This is a genomic window from Aeromicrobium sp. NPDC092404 (assembly GCF_040684095.1).
Classification (GTDB): domain Bacteria; phylum Actinomycetota; class Actinomycetes; order Propionibacteriales; family Nocardioidaceae; genus Aeromicrobium.
Genome location: NZ_JBFBFI010000001.1, coordinates 719,959 through 738,785 on the forward strand (window position 1 = coordinate 719,959; position 18,827 = coordinate 738,785).

At 70.2% G+C, this 18,827-nt stretch carries 13 protein-coding genes; 10 read left to right on the plus strand and 3 right to left on the minus strand.

Annotation, left to right across the window (positions count from 1 at the left end; genetic code table 11):
- From AB0N22_RS03665 to AB0N22_RS03700, 8 genes are all read left to right on the plus strand, one after another.
- Entirely contained in the window at positions 1-1,209 is a 1,209-nt protein-coding gene (locus AB0N22_RS03665) for a TRAM domain-containing protein (protein WP_364636220.1), read from the plus strand.
- A 109-nt stretch (positions 1,210-1,318) separates the two neighbouring features.
- The gene (locus AB0N22_RS03670; protein WP_364636223.1) at positions 1,319-3,898 is read left to right on the plus strand and encodes a hypothetical protein; all 2,580 of its coding nucleotides are present in this window, start codon (positions 1,319-1,321) and stop codon (positions 3,896-3,898) included.
- Positions 3,899-3,906: 8 nt separating this feature from the next.
- A complete protein-coding gene (locus AB0N22_RS03675; protein WP_364636226.1) occupies positions 3,907-4,593 on the plus strand; it encodes a hypothetical protein in 687 nt (228 codons plus the stop codon).
- A 136-nt stretch (positions 4,594-4,729) separates the two neighbouring features.
- Complete coding sequence (locus AB0N22_RS03680) at positions 4,730-7,507, plus strand: aconitate hydratase (protein ID WP_364636229.1); 2,778 nt, start codon at positions 4,730-4,732, stop codon at positions 7,505-7,507.
- 202 nt (positions 7,508-7,709) lie between these two features.
- Positions 7,710-8,795 (plus strand): substrate-binding domain-containing protein, encoded by a 1,086-nt coding sequence (locus tag AB0N22_RS03685; RefSeq protein WP_364636232.1) that lies wholly within the window; start codon positions 7,710-7,712, stop codon positions 8,793-8,795.
- 101 nt (positions 8,796-8,896) lie between these two features.
- Entirely contained in the window at positions 8,897-9,673 is a 777-nt protein-coding gene (locus AB0N22_RS03690) for an ATP-binding cassette domain-containing protein (protein ID WP_364636235.1), read from the plus strand.
- Between the two features lie 11 nt (positions 9,674-9,684).
- The gene (locus AB0N22_RS03695) at positions 9,685-10,950 is read left to right on the plus strand and encodes an ABC transporter permease (RefSeq protein ID WP_364636237.1); all 1,266 of its coding nucleotides are present in this window, start codon (positions 9,685-9,687) and stop codon (positions 10,948-10,950) included.
- A 3-nt stretch (positions 10,951-10,953) separates the two neighbouring features.
- The gene (locus AB0N22_RS03700) at positions 10,954-12,177 is read left to right on the plus strand and encodes an ROK family transcriptional regulator (protein ID WP_364636240.1); all 1,224 of its coding nucleotides are present in this window, start codon (positions 10,954-10,956) and stop codon (positions 12,175-12,177) included.
- An 11-nt stretch (positions 12,178-12,188) separates the two neighbouring features.
- On the opposite strand, the gene AB0N22_RS03705 is transcribed toward AB0N22_RS03700, so the two are convergent.
- Positions 12,189-12,695, minus strand: a complete 507-nt coding sequence (locus AB0N22_RS03705; RefSeq protein WP_364636242.1) for a hypothetical protein — start codon at positions 12,693-12,695, stop codon at positions 12,189-12,191.
- A gap of 171 nt (positions 12,696-12,866) precedes the next feature.
- Here AB0N22_RS03705 and AB0N22_RS03710 point away from each other — a divergent pair, with 171 nt between their 5' ends.
- Positions 12,867-14,093: an alpha/beta fold hydrolase gene (locus AB0N22_RS03710; protein WP_364636245.1), complete on the plus strand. Its 1,227-nt coding sequence runs from the start codon at positions 12,867-12,869 to the stop codon at positions 14,091-14,093.
- Positions 14,094-14,395: 302 nt separating this feature from the next.
- Here AB0N22_RS03710 and AB0N22_RS03715 read toward each other — a convergent pair whose 3' ends face one another.
- Both AB0N22_RS03715 and AB0N22_RS03720 read right to left on the minus strand, forming a co-directional pair.
- The gene (locus tag AB0N22_RS03715; RefSeq protein ID WP_364636248.1) at positions 14,396-15,250 is read right to left on the minus strand and encodes a hypothetical protein; all 855 of its coding nucleotides are present in this window, start codon (positions 15,248-15,250) and stop codon (positions 14,396-14,398) included.
- Positions 15,251-15,258: 8 nt separating this feature from the next.
- Positions 15,259-17,565, minus strand: coding sequence for a BTAD domain-containing putative transcriptional regulator (locus tag AB0N22_RS03720; protein WP_364636251.1), 2,307 nt, complete (start codon positions 17,563-17,565; stop codon positions 15,259-15,261).
- Positions 17,566-17,703: 138 nt separating this feature from the next.
- Between AB0N22_RS03720 and AB0N22_RS03725 the strand changes: the two genes are divergently transcribed.
- Entirely contained in the window at positions 17,704-18,525 is an 822-nt protein-coding gene (locus AB0N22_RS03725) for a class I SAM-dependent methyltransferase (protein WP_364636254.1), read from the plus strand.
- Positions 18,526-18,827: the final 302 nt, after the last annotated feature.

Below are 18,827 nucleotides of genomic sequence, written 5' to 3' on the forward strand. Positions count from 1 at the left end.
ATGACGGACGACCCGATCGTCGACGTCGGGCCCATCGCGCACGGCGGCCACTGCGTCGCCCGCCTCGACGGCCAGGTGGTGTTCGTGCGCCACACGCTCCCCGGCGAGCGCGTGCGGATCCGCATCACCGACCGGTCCACGTCGTTCCTGCGTGCTGACGCGGTCGAGGTCCTCGAGGCGGCTCCGGGCCGGGTCGAGCGGCCGTGCCCCTGGGCCGGTCCCGGTCTCTGCGGAGGTTGCGACTTCCAGCACGTCGATCCTGCCGTCCAGCGCGAGCTGCTGGGCGACGTCGTCCGGGAGCAGCTGCGCCGACTCGCCGGCATCACCTGGGACGGCGAGGTCGAGGCCGTCGAGCCCGAGGCGCTGGACTGGCGCACTCGGATGCAGTTCGCGGTCGACGCCGAGGGCCGACCGGGGCTGCGCAAGCACCGGTCGCACGAGATCGTCCCGGTCGACCGCTGCCTGATCGCCCACCCCGACCTGCCCGACGTGCTGGGGCGGCGCTGGGACGCGGAGTCCGTCGAGGCGATCGTCTCGTCGACGGGCGACACGCTCCTGGTGACGGACGCGTCGATCCCGGACGAGGTCGAGGCTGCGGTCGACGGCGTGGTGGCGGTGGACGGCACGACCCGCGGCGGCCGCGGCTCGGTCACCGAGCGCGTGCTGGCCGCCGACTTCCGGGTCTCCGGGTCGGGCTTCTGGCAGGTGCACCCCGACGCGGCCGCGACGCTGGTCGAGGCGGTGCTCGAGGCCGCCGAGGTGGCCGATGGCGACACCGTCCTGGACCTGTATGCCGGCGTCGGGCTGTTCACCACGTTCCTCGCGGACGACGCGGGGGAGGACGGCGCGGTCCTCAGCGTGGAGTCCGACCGGGGCGCGTCCCGCGACGCCCGGCGCAACCTGCACGACTTCCCGCAAGTACGGCTCGTCTCCGACCCGGTCGAGCGGGCGCTCAGGAACGGCTCGCTGGGCCAGTCGGCCGACGTCGTCGTGCTGGACCCGCCGCGCACCGGGGCCAAGAAGGCAGTCGCCGGGATCGTCGACCTGGCGCCCCGTCGCATCGTGTACGTCGCCTGCGACCCGGCGGCGCTCGCCCGCGATCTCGCGTCGTTCGCGGCACGCGGCTACGTCCTGGACAGCCTTCGTGCGTTCGCGCTGTTCCCGATGACGCACCATGTCGAGTGCGTCGCAGTGCTCAGTCCCGCCTGACGACGCCGTGCTCGTCCGGAGGCGCCGGCGGCGGGGATTCGGACACCACGTCACGCCGACACGTGTGGCGGTCCTTGTGCGGGGGTGACGGTCACGCCAGAGTGTGGCCATGCGCTTCGCAGACCCGCAAGCCTGTCCGGACTGTCGGGGCGTCATCGCCGGCCAGTCGACGTGCCCGCACTGCGGCCTCGACCTGACGTCCGCCGAGGTCCGCCAGCTCTGGCAGACGCTCCTGCAGGCCGACGAGCTCCTGGCACGTGCCGCGCTCAAGCGGGGCCGTCCAGCGCCGACCTCGGGCCCGGCCGCACACGCCCCGCCGGTTGCGCCTCCCGCCACGCCTCCGGTGCCGACCGCTGCGCCCGTCGCTCCGCCGACTGCCACAGCCCCGCCGACACCCCAGGTTGCGCCAGCGCCGGCGGCATCCCGGCACGATCCGTTCGGGGGTCCACCGCCGCCGGGTCAGCAGGCGCCTGCAGCCGCACCCAAGGAACGACGCTGGTCCGTCGGCACGGTGCTGCTGACGCTGGGTGCGTTCGGCCTCATCGTGGCCGGGTTCATCTTCGTCACCCGATCCTGGGGTGATCTCGGCCTGGTGGGGCGCACGGCGGTGCTGATCGGCGTGACCGCAGTCTTCGCCGCTCTCGGTGTGTGGGTGACGCGCCGTCCGCTGCGCGCGTCGGCCGAAGCCGTCTGGACGGTCGTGCTGGCGCTGCTCACGCTCGACTTCTTCGCCGCTCGGCACGAGGGAATGCTCGGCCTCGACGGCATGAGCGTCGCGGGGGCGTGGGTCGGATGGGGTGTGGCGCTGGTCGCCCTCGGCGTCCTGATCGCGCTGCTGTCGCGCAAGCCGGTCGGTGCCGACCTCGTCTCGCCGGCACTCGCAGGCGGCGTCGGCATCGCCATGGCCGGGATCGGCGCAGGGGCCCTTGCCGAGGACTGGGACCTGTCGTGGCGCTCGATCCTCGCGCTGGTCGTCGCCGGTGTGCTGGCCCTTGCCACGCGTCCGGCCGGGTTGCGGCCACTGACCATCACGGCACGTGTCGTCGTGGCCGTGTTCTTCGCGTGGTCGTACGTCGTGGCGGCCGTCGACCTATTCGACCACCCGAGCCTCGACGAGCTGGCCCGTGACGGGCACGGCCTGCCGATGGTGGTCATGGCCCTCGTGGCCGTGACGGTGGCCTGGGTCGTCGCTCCGGCTCGCATCGCCGGGGTCGCGCTTGCGGTGCTGGCAGCCGGGGCGTTGGTGGGCACACCGGCGACCGAGGCGTGGGAGCCCGAGGGCTTCTGGCTGACCCTCGCGGGTCTGGCCGCCGTGCTCGCCATCGCTGCCTCCCGCGGCACGAACGACTGGGTCAGGGGGCTGCGGGCCGGCGCGACCCCCGTCGTCGCCGCGTTCGCGCTGCTGCATCTCGCCCTGCTCGTCGACGTCGCGGACGCCGTCGGCACCGCACTGGACCGGTCGTGGTCACGCGCCTGGGATGCGCGAGTCGACGCCACCTGGGCCGGCGACGCGGCGGCTTGGGTCGCGGTGCCGATGCTGGTCGCCCTCGTGGTCGTCGCCTGGTTCGTCCCGCGATGGCCCGAGCTCGAGGGCCTGCGCGCCCATCGGACCTCAGTGGTGACGGTCGCCGCCGGGCTCGGAGTCCTCGACGCCGTGGTGGTCGCGCAGCTGCCGACCGGTGTTGCCGTCGCGGCGTGGCTGGGCGTGGCCGCTTGCTTGCTCGCCGCGCACCTGCGTGGTCTCGCGCCCATGGCGGCACCGACCGCCGTCGTGCTGGTCGGCTTCGCATCTGCCCTGGCCGCGGCCAACCAGGGGGTGTCCGCCGTGGCCTGGATCGTGGGAGCGCTCGTTCTCGCCGGCCTTGCGTGGGCCAAGGGCCAGGCCGGCCTCCGCCAGGCGTACGCCGCCGGTGCCGTCCTCGTCCTGGTCGCAGGCCTCGTGGCCGCGACGGACCTCCTCGACCCGCCCCACGCCGTGCCCGCGCTGGTCGGCGTCGTCGCCTCCTTGGCGCTGCTCGCAGCCGCTGGCACCCTGTGGCGCGAGCATCCCGTCCGGGTGGCGGTCGAGGCAGCCTCGGCGTTGGCGCTCTTCGCGGCCCTCGTCTCCGAGGGGTCCACGGCGGAGGCGGCGGTGCGCTGGACGATCGCGGGCGTCGTGATCATCGCGCTGAGCTTCGTGGTGCCGTCCCGCCAGTGGTACCTCTGGGTCGGCGGCGCGGCCCTCGCCGTGGCGTACGTCCTGCTCATCATCGACAGCGGATTCTCGTTCGTCGAGGCCTACACGCTCCCGCTCGGCGCGATCGCGCTCGCGGTCGGGCTCTACCTCGTGCGCCGGCAGCCGGAGAGCTCGACGTGGTTGCTGCTCGGTCCGGGGCTGGCCCTCGCGCTGCTGCCCAGCGTGCCGCGGGCGCTCGCCGATCCGACCGACCTCCGCGCCCTCCTGCTGGGGCTCGGGGCCGTCGCCGCGTTGGTCCTGGGCGCTCGATTCACCTGGCAGGCGCCGTTCGTCCTCGGCTCGGTCATCCTCACGTTGCTCGTGCTGTTCAACATCGGTCCGTACGCCAACGCGGCGCCCCGGGTCGTCCTCATCGCCGCGGTCAGCGCGGTCCTGCTGGGATTCGGAATCACGTGGGAAGACCGTGTCCGCGACGGCCGCCGGCTCGTTGGATACGTACGAGCGATGCGATAGGAGTCGTCATGGCGGAGTACAGGACGATCAGGCAGCTGAGACGTGAGGCCCTCGGGCATGACGCACTGCTGTTCAGCGCGGCGTTCTCCGCAGGTGCCCTCCTCTACTTCCTCGGGCGCGCGATCCGCGAGGCCGTCGCCGACGGCGGCGCCGACGACTTCTGGAGCATCAGCCTGTCCGACGACCTCATCCTCAGCGGACTGATCGTGGGCGAGCTCTTCCTGATCTGGAACAACGGGCTGCGGCAAGGCCTCCGCGGTCACAGCATCGGCAAGCATCGCGTCGGGCTCGCTGTGGTCGACGTCGGAGACGACGCGCCCACGGGTGCCGCACGGGGGGTCCTCCGCGGTCTCGTCATGGCGGTCCTGCTGGACCTGGCCGTCGCGGCGATCCCGATCGGCCTGCCGACGGTCTTCCGCCGGCTGACTCCCGAGAGCTGGCACTTCGGCGGTGCGGCCTATCTCGCGCTCATCGTGCTGATCGTGCCGCTGCTGATCTCAAGCGACCGCGGGTTCGCCGACCGCATCGCCCGCACCAAGGTCGTACGCGGCACGGGTTCGGACGCCGTCACGACCTGGGGGCGGCAGCGCGTCCTGGTCGCGGTCGACGTCGCCGGTGTCGCAGGGCTGCTGGGCGTGGCGATCATCTACATCGCCTACTACTCGCCCCTGCTGCGGTTCCCCGAGCCGTTCTGAGCGCGCCGGGGTGCCTAACCTCTCGACATCATGTATCTTGATGTCAAGAGACATTCCGCACGAGGTTAGGACGCCCTGACCGTGCGACGCGCAGCGATGCTGGGCAGGATGGAAGACGACGCGAAGGAGAATGACGATGGCCGTCGACAGCTTTGGATCGAAGGACTCCCTCACAGTCGGGGACTCCACCTATGACTACTACCGCCTCGACGCGGTGACCGGTGACGGACTCGACGTCTCGACCCTCCCGTTCAGCCTCAAGGTGCTCCTCGAGTCGCTCCTGCGCACCGAGGACGGCGCCGACATCACCAAGGCCGACATCGAGGCCCTCGCCGGCTGGGACGCGACCGTCGAGCCCAGCAAGGAGATCCAGTTCACGCCGGCGCGCGTGATCATGCAGGACTTCACGGGTGTCCCGTGCGTCGTCGACCTCGCGACGATGCGTGAGGCGATGGCCGACCTGGGCGGCGACGCCACCAAGATCAACCCGCTCGCACCGGCCGAGATGGTCATCGACCACTCGGTCATCGCCGACGTCTTCGGCACGCCCGAGGCGTTCGAGCGCAACGTCGAGATCGAGTACGAGCGCAACCGCGAGCGCTACCAGTTCCTGCGCTGGGGCCAGGGTGCGTTCGACGACTTCAAGGTCGTGCCGCCCGGCACCGGCATCGTGCACCAGGTCAACATCGAGAAGCTGGCACGAGTGGTGTTCGACAAGAACGGGACGGTCTACCCCGACTCCTGCGTCGGCACCGACTCCCACACGACCATGGTCAACGGCCTGGGCGTCGTCGGCTGGGGTGTCGGCGGCATCGAGGCCGAGGCGGCGATGCTCGGCCAGCCGATCAGCATGCTGATCCCGCGCGTCGTCGGCTTCAAGCTGTCCGGTGAGCTGCCCCAGGGCGCCACCGCCACCGACTTGGTGCTCGTCATCACCGAGATGCTGCGCGAGCACGGCGTGGTCGGCAAGTTCGTCGAGTTCTACGGCTCCGGCGTCGGCGCCGTCCCGCTGGCCAACCGCGCCACGATCGGCAACATGAGCCCCGAGTACGGCTCGACGATCGCGGTCTTCCCGATCGACGACGAGACCACCAAGTACCTGCGCCTGACGGGCCGCGACGAGCAGCAGATCGCCCTCGTCGAGGCCTATGCCAAGGCCCAGGGCCTGTGGCACGACCCGGATCGCGAGGCGCGTTACTCCGAGTACCTCGAGCTCGACCTCGGCGACGTCGTCCCGTCGATCGCCGGACCCAAGCGCCCCCAGGACCGCGTGTCGCTGACCGAGAGCAAGGGCGCGTTCCGCACGGCGCTCGCCGACTACACCGAGCAGGACCTCAACGGTTACGACGAGGCCGTCGACGAGTCGTTCCCGGCGTCCGACACCCCGAGCAGCACCGACGACGGCACCAACGGCGACAAGCCGAACGCTCCGGCGCCCTCGGGCGCGGGTCGGCCCAGCAACCCGCAGCACGTACGCCTCGAGGACGGCACCGAGTTCGAGGTCGACCACGGCGCCGTGACGATCGCCGCGATCACGTCGTGCACCAACACCTCCAACCCGTCGGTCATGATCGGCGCCGGCCTGCTGGCCAAGAAGGCCGTCGAGAAGGGGCTGCAGCGCAAGCCGTGGGTCAAGACGACGCTGGCGCCCGGGTCGAAGGTCGTCACCGAGTACTACGAGAAGTCGGGGCTCAACGTCTACCTCGACAAGCTCGGCTTCAACCTCGTGGGCTACGGCTGCACGACCTGCATCGGCAACTCCGGGCCGCTGATCCCCGAGGTCAGCAAGGCCGTCAACGACGGCGACCTCGCGGTCACCGCCGTGCTGTCGGGCAACCGCAACTTCGAGGGCCGCATCAACCCCGACATCAAGATGAACTACCTCGCGTCCCCGCCGCTCGTCATCGCGTACGCGTTGGCCGGCTCCATGGACGTCGACCTGTTCAACGAGCCGCTGGGCCAGGACGAGGACGGCAACGACGTCTTCATGAAGGACATCTGGCCGTCGCCGCAGGAGGTCGAGGACGTCATCGCGTCGTCGATCGACTCCGACACGTTCAGTCGCGAGTACGCCGACGTGTTCGCCGGCGACGAGCGCTGGCAGAACCTGCCGACACCCGACGGCGACGTGTTCGAGTGGGATCCCGACTCGACCTACGTCCGCAAGGCGCCCTACTTCGACGGCATGGCGCTCGAGCCCTCGCCGGTCGAGGAGGTCACGGGTGCGCGCGTCCTGCTCAAGCTCGGCGACTCCGTCACGACGGACCACATCAGCCCTGCTGGTGCGATCAAGAAGGACAGCCCGGCCGGGAAGTATCTGTCGGAGCACGGCATCGAGCCGCGCGACTTCAACTCGTACGGGTCACGTCGGGGCAACCACGAGGTCATGATCCGCGGCACGTTCGCCAACATCCGCCTGCGCAACCAGATGGCGCCGGGCACCGAGGGCGGCTTCACCCGCAACCTCATCGACGGTGGCGAGGTCACGTCGGTGTTCGAGGCGTCCGAGGCCTACCAGGCCGCCGGTGTGCCACTCGTCGTCTTGTCGGGCAAGGAGTACGGCTCCGGGTCGTCGCGTGACTGGGCCGCCAAGGGCACCGCGCTGCTGGGCGTCAAGGTCGTCATCGCGGAGTCCTACGAGCGCATCCACCGCTCCAACCTGATCGGCATGGGTGTCCTCCCGCTGCAATACCCCGAGGGCCAGAACGCCGAGTCCCTGGGGCTGACGGGGGAGGAGACGTTCGACTTCACGGGCATCACCGAGCTCAATGAAGGTCGTACGCCCAAGACCGTCCACGTGAAGGCAGGCGACGTGGAGTTCGACGCCGTCGTCCGTATCGACACGCCGGGCGAGGCCAACTACTACCGCAACGGCGGCATCATGCCGTACGTGCTGCGCAGCCTGCTCGACTGAGCATCTCCGCAGGTCAGGGGCATCGCCGATCCGGCGGTGCCCCTGTCGCATTGCGTCGTCACCGACACGTAATCAATTTGTTGTGCCAATCGCTGGACGTGACTCCGGTCACCGTATACGTTGTGGCAAACAACAAACGCGTCATGTGGACGAAACCATGTCGGCCCCGGCGCACTACTGGAGGAAATAGGAGGCGGTCTGTGTGAAGCGGACACGCAATCTCGTACTTGCAGGAATCCTGGGTGCGAGCCTCGCGCTCAGCGCCTGCGGCGGCAGCGACGACAAGGGCAGCGACGGCGGCAGCGGCGACAAGGTCGACGGCAAGATCGGCGTCATCCTGCCCGACACGAAGTCGTCGGTTCGTTGGGAGAGCGCTGACAAGCCGGCGCTCGAGAAGGCGTTCAAGGCAGCTGGGGTCGACTACGACATCCAGAACGCCGAGGGCGACGCCGACAAGATGCAGACCATCGCCGACGGCATGATCACCGACGGCGTGACGGTCCTCGCGATCGTCAACCTCGACTCGGACTCGGGTGCGGCCATCGAGGAGAAGGCCAAGAGCCAGGGCGTCAAGACGATCGACTACGACCGTCTGACCCTCGGCGGCTCGGCCGACGTCTACATCTCGTACGACAACAGCAAGGTCGGTGCCCTTCAGGGTGAAGGCCTCGCCAAGTGCCTGGGCGACAAGGACGCGAACATCGTCTACCTGAACGGTTCGCCCACGGACAACAACGCGACCCTCTTCTCGCAGGGTGCTCACAGCGTCCTCGACAAGGTCACGTCCTACAAGAAGGTCGGCGAGCAGGCTGTCCCGGACTGGGACAACGAGCAGGCCGTCACGATCTTCGAGCAGCTCTACACCAAGGTCGACGGCAAGGTTGACGGCGTCTACGCCGCCAACGACGGCCTCGCGGGTGCGGTCATCTCGATCCTCGACAAGAACGGTCAGGCCGGCAAGGTCCCCGTCACCGGTCAGGACGCGACTGCCGAGGGTCTGCAGAACATCCTCGCTGGCACGCAGTGCATGACGATCCAGAAGTCGGCGACCGGCCAGGCCGGCGCGCTGGCCGAGGCCGCCATCGCGATGGTCAAGGGCGACAAGCCCGAGACCACGGGAACCGTCAAGGACGACACGGGCAAGCGTGACGTCCCGGCGATCCTTCTCGACCCCGTCGCGATCGACAAGTCGAACGTCGGCGCTCCGATCGAGTCGGGCGACCTGAAGGCCTCGGACGTGTGCACTGGCGACTTCGCCAAGCTGTGCACTGACGCTGGCATCAGCTGATTGCTGCGGGTGCGGTCCTCCGGGCGAACTCCGGGGGACCGCACCCGATGCTGTCTCCGCACCACCTCATCTCGGACCCTGCACCCCCTGGAAGGCTCACCATGAGCGAAACGCAACCCCTCCTCGAGCTGCGAGGAATCAACAAGAGCTTCGGTGTCGTCCACGTCCTGCACGACGTCGACCTCACCATCTACCCCGGCCAGGTCACCGCCCTCGTCGGTGACAACGGCGCCGGCAAGTCGACGCTCGTCAAGGCCATCGCGGGCATCTACCCGATCGACGACGGCGAGTACCGCTTCGACGGCCAGCCGGTCAACGTGCACGGTCCCAAGGACGCCTCAGGACTCGGCATCGAGGTCGTCTACCAGGACCTCGCCCTCTGCGAGAACCTCGACATCGTCGAGAACATGTTCCTCGGCCGCGAGATGAAGAACGGCCCGCTGCTGGACGAGACCACGATGGAGTCCAAGGCCCGCGAGGTCCTGGCCTCGCTGTCGGTCCGCACCGTCAAGTCCGTGCGCCAGAGCGTCGCGAGCCTCTCCGGCGGACAGCGCCAGACCGTCGCCATCGCGAAGTCGGCGCTGTGGAACTCCAAGGTCGTCCTGCTCGACGAGCCGACCGCTGCCCTCGGCGTCGCCCAGACCCGCCAGGTCCTCGACCTCGTCCGCCGCCTGGCCGACTCCGGCGTCGGCGTCCTGCTGATCTCGCACAACCTCACGGACGTGTTCGAGGTCGCCGACCGCATCACTGCTCTCTACCTCGGCCGCGTGGCAGCCGACGTCGCGACGAAGGACGTCACGTCCCGTCAGGTCGTCGAGCTCATCACGACGGGCCGTTCCAGCGACGTCGACGGCCCTGCCGCGACCGCGAAAGTCTGACGGGAACTGACATGACTGACATCATCACCGACTCCGAAGAGGCCGGATTCGCCTCCGACCGCACCCAGTCGCACACGCTCGGCGAAGCCTTCCAGGCGTACGTCAACCGCGTCCGCGGCGGCGACATGGGGGCACTGCCCGCGATCCTCGGGCTCATCGTCCTGTTCATCGTGTTCGGGCTGGCCAACGACCGGTTCCTGTCCGCGCTCAACATGGCCAACCTCATCACCCAGGCCGGCGCGATCATCGTCCTGGCCATGGGGCTCGTCCTGGTCCTCCTGCTCGGCGAGATCGACCTCTCCGCCGGCTTCACCGGTGGCACCTCGGCCGCGATCATGGGCCTCGCGATCGCTGACAAGGGCTACCCCTGGGGTGTCGCAGTCCTCGCGGGAGTCGTGGCAGGCGCCTTCATCGGCCTGCTGATCGGCCTGCTCGTGTCCAAGCTGGGCATCCCGTCCTTCGTCGTGACGCTCGCGTTCTTCCTCGGCCTGCAGGGCATCCTGCTCAAGCTGATCGGCGACGGCGGCTCGGTCCGCGTCGACCAGGAGGTCATCCGGGGGATCACCAAGAACAACGTGCCCGTCATGTGGGGCTGGATCTTCGCCGTGGTGATCATCGCCGTCTTCGCCGCACTCTCGCTGCGCAGCCACCGCATCAAGGTCGCCAAGGGCCTGCAGCACCAGCCCCTGGCCGTCGTGATCGCGCGGATCGCCGTGCTCGCGGTGATCCTGCTCGCCGTGACGTACGTGCTCAACCTCAACCGGGCGCCCAACCCCGGATTCGTCATCGAGGGCATCCCGTACGTCCTGCCGCTCGTCATCGCCCTGCTGATCCTGTTGACGTTCGTCCTGAGCCGTACGTCGTACGGCCGGCACATCTACGCCGTGGGCGGCAACCCCGAGGCGGCACGTCGCGCCGGCATCAATGTCGACCGCATCCGCATCTCGGTGTTCGTGCTCGGATCGTCCCTGGCCGCCCTCAGCGGGATCATCGCGGCCTCCAACCTGGGCAAGGTGTCCACGTCCTCGGGCGGCAGCAACACGCTGCTCTACGCCGTGGGAGCGGCCGTCATCGGCGGCACGAGCCTGTTCGGCGGCAAGGGCAAGGCGCTCGATGCCGTCATCGGTGGTCTCGTCATCGCGACGATCGCCAACGGGCTGGGGCTGCTCGACCAGGCCTCGTACATCAACTTCCTCGTCACCGGTGGCGTCCTGCTGCTCGCCGCGAGCGTCGACGCGATCACGCGCCGGCGTCGGTCGGCGACAGGCTTGGGATAAGCCATGGCTACAGCCGGACGCTCGGGGGTCGGCACGAATCAGGAGGACGTCCGCCGCCACAACCTCGGGACTGCTCTCGGGCACGTGCATCGTGCGGGTCGCATCTCTCGTGCTGAGCTGACGGCTCGGATGGGTCTCAACCGCAGCACCATCGCGGGTCTGGTGGCCGAGCTGGAGTCCTTGGGGCTGGCCGATCAGGCCAAGCCCTCAGGGACCCGGATCGGCGCCGGGCGCCCGTCGGTCGACGTCAAGGCGCGCGCGGGAGCGTACGTCCTGGCGGTCGACCTGCGGGTCGACGGCCTGACCGTCGCGCGCGTCGGCCTGGGTGGCGTGGTGCGGTCGCGGGCGACCGGCCCCGTGCCGGCCGACCACGACCCGTACGCGATCGCGGCCTCAGTCGTCGACCTGATGCGCCTGGTCGTGCGCGACGTCGAGCCCGGGGCAGCCCTGGTCGGCGTCGGGCTCGGCGTGCCGGGCATCATCCGCGGTGACGACGGACTCGTGCGCCTGGCCCCCAACCTCGGCTGGCACGACGTCCCGTTCAGCAAGCTGTTGTCGGAGCGCCTCGGTCCCATCGGCATGCCGGTGCTGGGCAACGATGCCGACCTCGGCGCGCTGTCGGAGCACCTCCGCGGGGCGGGAGTCGGGGTCGACGACCTCATCTACCTCTCCGGCGAGGTCGGCGTGGGTGCCGGCGTCATCGTCGGCGGCCGCAAGCTCGAGGGCGCCGGAGGCTATGCCGGCGAGATCGGTCACCTGCCGTTCCTGCCCGACGGCAAGCTGTGCCACTGCGGCGCACGCGGCTGCTGGGAGACCGAGATCGGAGCCCCCGCCATCGCCCTGGCCGTCGGCTGCCCGGCCGAGCGGCTCGGCTCGCTGGGGGAGTTCCTCGAAGGGGTGGACGAGGCGAGCCCCGACCTGCGTCTCGTCGGCCAGCACCTCGGCCGCGGCCTGGCCGGCGCGGTCAACATGCTCAACCCGCGGGTCATCGTCCTCGGTGGCTACCTCCGGTCGTTGTTCCCCCTCGTGCGTGACGACGTCGAGCGCGAGCTCGCTGTGCAGGCCCTCACGGCCCCGCGCGAGCAGGTCCTGGTGACGCTGCCGGGGCTCGGCGGCGACTCCGTGCTCCACGGGGCGGCCGAGCTCGCGTTCGAGCCGCTGCTCGCCGATCCCGTCGGCCGGCTGGCATCGGCGTGCCTCGACGTCGAGGCCGCACTCGCCGGCTGAAGCCTCCTGCCTCAGGCGCGGAGCTGGTCGATCAGTGGCTGGTAGAGGCGCTCCTTGCAGCGCGGCGCGAACATGCCGTCGAGCTCGACGCGTCGCCCGCCGGGAAGGTCGAAGCTGAGCCGCTCGCTCATGAGCTTGCGGGACACGGTGAGACCGAGGCCGTCACGGGCCCACGTCTCGAACGGCGCGACGACCCGGAGCTGGTCGGCGTCCGGGCTGACGAGCTCCACCTCGAGCAGGTGCACGGCGCTGGCGGTGAGCACGGCTGCGAGCACCGGCGGGATCGGCCGATCGTTGGCGCTCCTGATCTGATGGTTGGCGACGGTCGACGCGATGGCGCGGCCGGTGAGCCCACCGACGGTTCCGCCGGCAACACTCGCCGCCTTGCCGGCAACGGCGCCGGCGGGGTTCAGAAGGGCCACGGTGATGACCTGCTCGGGCACGTGAGGCGCGCATGCGGCGCTCCAGGCGGCCTGGTACTCGGCGGTCGTGGGCACGGGGGTCTTCTTCTTGAACATGTCTGGCTCCTTGGTCGGTGTGATGACAGGAGTCGCCAACCAGTCGAGATCTTTCAACTTTCTGCGCGCGCATCGTGAGAACCAGTGGTTCGGGAAGGTACAGCCTGCTGTACCTCGACTGGGTAGCTGACGGGATCGAGCTCGACGCCCCGTCTCCATAGCGTTTCCGTCATGACCATCTCGAAGAATCACCGCAGACTCGCCACCGCTCTCACGACCGGGGCCATGCTCATCGGCAGCCTCGGGGCTGCCCATGCGGGCATGACCGATCGAGCGCCTCAGGACGAGTCGTCCGTCTCCGCGAAGTCGCCCGGCTGGCATGGCATCACCCGCAAGCAGGTCAGCATCGATTTCGGCAAGGGCTGGGTCACCAAGGCCGAGCTCACCTACCCGACCGGGTCCAGAGGGCGCCTCCCACTCGTCGTGATGCTGCACGGCAGCGGACACAACGACATGAACCAGACGCTGCCCGAGGGCAAGGGCGCCACCTTCGTGCCCCTGGCCCAGGCAGCCAGCAGGCAGGGGTTCGCCACGCTCCGGTTCAACAAGCGTGGGGTCACCGACATCGGGCCGGTCGAGACCAAGGACGAGGACCAGCTGAACCCGGACCGGCCCTACGAGCAGATCCAGGAGGATGCCGCGTCGGCGATCCGGTTCGGGGCAACGTCGTCGAGGGTCGACGCGTCGAGGATCTTCCTGCTCGGACACAGCGAGGGGACCAACGTCGCCGCCAACCTTGCGGCCGACCCCAAGACGTACGGCATCCCGAAGCCCGCCGGGGTCATCGCCATGGGAGTCGTCGGGCAGGACATCCGAGAGCTGCTCACGCTTCAGCTCTACGGCCGGCTCCTGCTGCAGATGCACGACGAGTTCGACGTCGACGGAGACGGTCAGCTGACCGCCGTGGAGGCTGTCGACGGCTTGATCGGCCAGCCCAAGGAGCTGGCGGACCAGATCCGGCCCGTGCTGCTCGACGGCGACAAGGTCCGGGTGAGCACGGACGTCGATGGGGACGGCCGGATCGCGATCGACGCCGAGGCGGGGGCCGTGCTGCGCGAGTCCACCAAGATCGACGACTACCCGGAGGTGCCGGGACTGGAGGACCTGCAGGAGTACGTCGCGGACATCGCCCGCTTCCCGACGGTGACCGAGGCGTTGCCTCGGTTCGACGAGCCGACGCTGCTGCTCAACGGCGAGAACGACCTGCAGACACCGGCCCGGGTCGCCCTCACCGCCGACGCCGCGGTCGGCGCGGCCGGCAACGACGACCACGAGGTCATCATCTACCCGGGCATGGCGCACACGATGAACATCACGCCGAGGTTCGTGCCGGAGCTCGGAGATCCTGACCAGCAGGTGCTTCGGGACGTCGGTCGCTGGCTGAGGTCTCATCGCTGAGCCCTCGCGCAAGGGGGCGGCCGCCGACCAGGCGGTCGCCCTCTTCGGGCGCCTGGGGCGACGCGGCGATGGCCTCGATCTCCTCGAGCGCGCGAAGCGCCTCAGCCTCGGCTCGTGCTCGCTCGACCGCTTCGAGGTTGACGCGCCGCCTCTCGGCCGCGATCGCCAGACGGCGGTCCTGCTGCTGCCACATGACGTGGGCGTGGTGGTCGTACATGGTGGTCCTCTTTCGGATGGGGATGCTGAGCATCACCTTCCGGGCGACCTGTGCAGATCGCGTGCACGTCGTGTGCAGGCCGCGCTCAGCCCTCCGAGACCGCGATCTGCGCGGTCTGCGACAACGCGGTGAGCCGCGCCAGGGATCCGGCCGCTCCGAGTGCCTCGAGCTGGGCCTGACCTTCGGCCAGGTCGTCAGGGTCGTCGGAGTCCGTCAGGCAGAGCGCGGCCTGGAACGAGTGGTCGTGGTCCTGCCACCAACCGGCAGCCTCACGATGCCGTCCGGTCAGAGAGGCTTCGTGCGGCACCGCCAGGTGATCCGGAACCTCCTGCAGGAGGCCGAGGCGGCCCAGCCAGACCGCGAGCTCGCCGGCTGCCCAGTGGGCGCCGGGAGCGTCGCCCATGCGGGCCAGGTCGACCGCGCCATGATCGATGACGCGGGCGTCCGGGACTCCGCGAATCCACATGACCTCCGCCAGCACGGCCAGGGCCGACAACCTGCGGATCGGCTCATCGATCGACACGGCGAGGCGCCACGCGCGATCGAGCAGGGGGTCGACGTCGACCGCGTCGCCGCGGCGCGCCGGGACCAGCACGGAGATGAGATAGGGCCACAGACGAGCGACCTCCATGCCGTCGCTGTGGATCACGTCGTCCGCGTCGTGGAGGGCGCTGTCCCACTCGCCCTGCGCAAGGTGGATCCGCGAACGTACGGACGTCTGCCAGTGGCGGCAGATCGGGATGTCGCGGCGGATCGCGAAGGGGATCGACTCGTCGAGGACCTGCGCCGCGAGTCCCATCCGTCCGTGCTCCACGTCGAGGAACGACAGCTGCGACCATCCGGTCGACGCCAGCTCGTCCCACCCTCCCGCACGGGCCTCTTCGATGACGTCGAGCAGCCGGACGCGGGCGGCTTCGTCATCGGCCGCGAGCTCGGCCAAGGCGGCGATCAGGCTGGCCCGGACCCCAGCATCCGCTCGTCGGAGTCACCGGCGACGGAAGCCGCCTCGAGGGCACAGGAGCGCGCCAGGTCGAGCTCCCCGCGCAGGTAGCCGAGGAACCCGCGGGTGGCCCGCGCCGCACCGAGGGTGACGGCGAGGCCCTCTTGCGCCGCGAGGTCGACGGCGCGGTCGGCGTAGGTCTCGGCCTCACGGCGGTCGCCGGCGTAGTAGCGGAACACGGAAAACCGGTCGTACGCCGACGCGAGGCCGCGTTCGTCGCGCGCCCGCTGCCACAGCTCGAACGTGGACCCCATGGTCTCCATGGCCTCGGTCAGGTGACTTGTGAGGTACTGCTCGAGGGCGAGTCTGTGGAGCAGCTCGGCCCGGCCGGCCGGGTCATCGCGGTCCTGGTGCCTCAGCGCGATCTCGAAGAAGGCCACGGCTTCGCTGTGGGCACCCGAGCGCCCAGCGTCCTCGGCGGCCGCGCACGCGTGGATGAAGGTGCGCTCCTTGTCGATGGCGCCCACCGCGTGATGGGTCAGCAGCGCCGGCTCACCGTGCCCACTGCGCTCCAGCGCATCGAGCATCAGGGCGTGCAGGTGCGGCTCCCCGGCTGTGGGGATCGTGCTGGCGACCGCCTGCCGGGCCAGCTCGTGCCGGTAGGACAAGCCGGAACCATCGGCGACCAGCAGGCCGGTCGCCTCGAGGCGGCTCAGGGCCTGCAGGTCGACGCCGAGCTCGCGCAGCAGCGCCTCGTCGAGCCGGTCGGGCGACAGGGCCGCCAGCTGGAGAAACCGCAGGTCGTCGGGGGAGAGGCCTGTCGTGCGATCGAGCAGGGCGTCGCGGATCGACGACGGGAGCGGCCGATCGGGATCGCTGCACACCTCGACGACGAAGAAGGGGTTGCCGCCCGTCAGCTGGTGGACCCGCGCCGCGTCCATCGTGACGTCGGGGCCGAGGAGCGTGGCGACGCCCTCGACCGACAGGGGGCCGAGGTGGATCGCGGTGCCGTGCTCGTGCCTGGCGAGGTCGCCCAGGAAGGGACGGGCCGGGTGCTGAGGCCCGACCTCGTGGTCGCGGTAGGTGACGATCAACGACAGCTGCAGCGCGGCGCACCGACGGGCGATGAACCTCAGCACCTCGACGGTCGCCGCATCGACCCAGTGGAGGTCCTCGATCACGAGCACCGTGGGCTCCGTGACGAGTCCGGAGACCACCTCGTCGCAGATCTCGGCGAGGACGAGCTCCGCGTCGCGGTCCCAGACCGTCACTCCGGCGGCCGCCGCGATGTCGCGCAACGGTCCGTACGGCCGTGGGGTCGTCAGGGGATCGCACTGCCCGCGCAGCACCCGCAGCGGTGGGCCGTCGATGCACGCGGCCTTGACGAGCGCGGTCTTTCCGGCGCCCGCGTCGCCGGCGACCGCCACGCACCGCCCTTGGCCGGTTGCAGCGGCGGCCACGGCACTCACCAGCACGTTGCGCTCGGCGTGACGCTCCACCAGAGGTGGCCACGAGGGGCCGGCCGCGACGTCGCGCGCAGGTGGGAGGTCGACGAGGTCGAGCGCCGGGCTCTGCCGCAGCACGGCGGCCTCGAGCTCCTGCAGCTCACTGCCGGGGTCGAGCCCCAGCTCGTCGGCGAGGCGGGCGCGCGTCGCGGCGGCGACGGCCAGGGCGTCCGCCTGTCGGCCGCTGCGGTAGAGGGCGAGCACCAGCTGGGCGGCGAACCGCTCGCGGAACGGATGCTCCTCGACGAGTGCCTGGAGGGCGGGAACCGCGTCGACGTGGCGACCCAGTGCGAGCTGCACGTCGAGGCAGGCCTCATGGGCGAGCAGGCGCTTCTCGGCGAGGTCGGCCGCCGGCGCGACGGCATAGTCGGGCGCGCCGAGGTCGGACAGGACCTCCCCGCGCCAGAGCCCGAGGGCCTCCTCGAGCAGGGCTTCGGCCTCCACCAGGTGGCCGCGGGCCGAAGCGGCTCGTCCCTCGGTGAGCAGTCGTTCGAACCGGTCGGCGTCGACGTCCTCCGGGTCGACCAGCAGGACGTACGCCCCGGACCGGCTCTCGAGACGGGCACGGGTCCCTGCCTCGTCGAGCAGCCGACGGACGCGGACGACATGGCTGCGCAGCGTGGCTGCGGCGCCGGCCGACGGCGACTCTCCCCAAAGGGCGTGCACGAGCCGATCGGCCTGGACCGGGCGGCCGCGATGGACCAGGAGCATCGCCAGGAGCCCGCGCGGCTTCTGCCCGCCCAGGTGCACCAGCTCACCGGACGTGGAGCGGACCTCGAGCGGGCCCAGCATGCTGAAGGCAGGTCCCACAGGCCGATGCTACCGCTGCAGGGGCCGGGAACAGAGGACGTTTCGTGCACAAAAGGTCCACACATCTTGCACAGCGTCTCGTCAGGCTGCTCTCACCGAGGTCGCGAACGGCGTGGCCTCCCATCGAAGGGCACCACCATGAGCCTCACCACCACCGACGCGTTCGCCGAGCTGCGGGCCAAGCAGCAGCAGGTCTGGAGCAGCGGCGACTACAACAAGATCGCCGCGTTGACCGTGCCGGTCAACGAAGCCGTCGTGACCGCGGCCGGCATCGTCCCAGGGGAGACCGTCCTCGACATCGCCACCGGGACCGGGCACAGCGCCCTCGCCGCTGCTCGTGCGGGGGGCCGGGTCACCGGCATCGACTACGTCCCGGCGCTTCTCGAGATCGCCCGGGACCGGGCGGCGGCCGAGCGGGTCGACGCGGAGTTCGTCGACTGCCCGGCCGAGGACCTGCCGTTCGCCGACGGAGCGTTCGACGTCGTCGTCTCGGCGATCGGCGTGATGTTCGCGGCCGACCAGCAGCGTGCGGCCGACGAGATCGTCCGCGTGACGCGCCCCGGCGGCCGGGTCGCCATCGCGAGCTGGACGGCGGAGGGCTTCGTCGGAGGGATCCTCGGCACCGTGACCCGCCACGTCTCCACGCCGGCTGGTGCGCAGTCGCCGGTGCGTTGGGGCGACGAGGCGATCGTCGCGGGTCTGCTCGGGGACGGCGTCACCGACGTCAGCTCGACCACCGGCGTCGTGCCGGTGCGGTTCCGCAACGCCGCCGCCTTCGCCGACCACTTCTTGACGTACTACGGACCGACCCACAGCGCGGCCAACCGGTTGGACGACGAGGGCAAGGACGCGCTGCGTGCGGACCTCATCAAGCTGGGCGCTGCGTCCGCCAGCGGTCGGTCCACGGAGTCCGTGCTGCTGGAGTGGGAGTACCGCATCGTCACGGCCACCCGCGCCTGACCTCCTCGATCATGCCTTCGGGGGCGGCTGCGCTGTCCTGGTGCACCGAATCGGGTCGGCGCATCAGGGGGCGCGTCCCAGGCGGACGGTCTCGTCCGGGTGCACCGCTCGCTGCTTGTGCGCACACCCTGAGCCCTGCACAATCGAAACGGAAACCCGCCTCCTTGTTTGGGGCGGGTTTCCTCGTGCCGGCTGTTTGCTCAACCCTGCACATCTTCATGCTACCCACGCAATCGCAGGCTAAAAGTGTGTTCTGCATCAACCTGTGGACAGGTGCAGTTGACCAGGCGACGATCATGCCT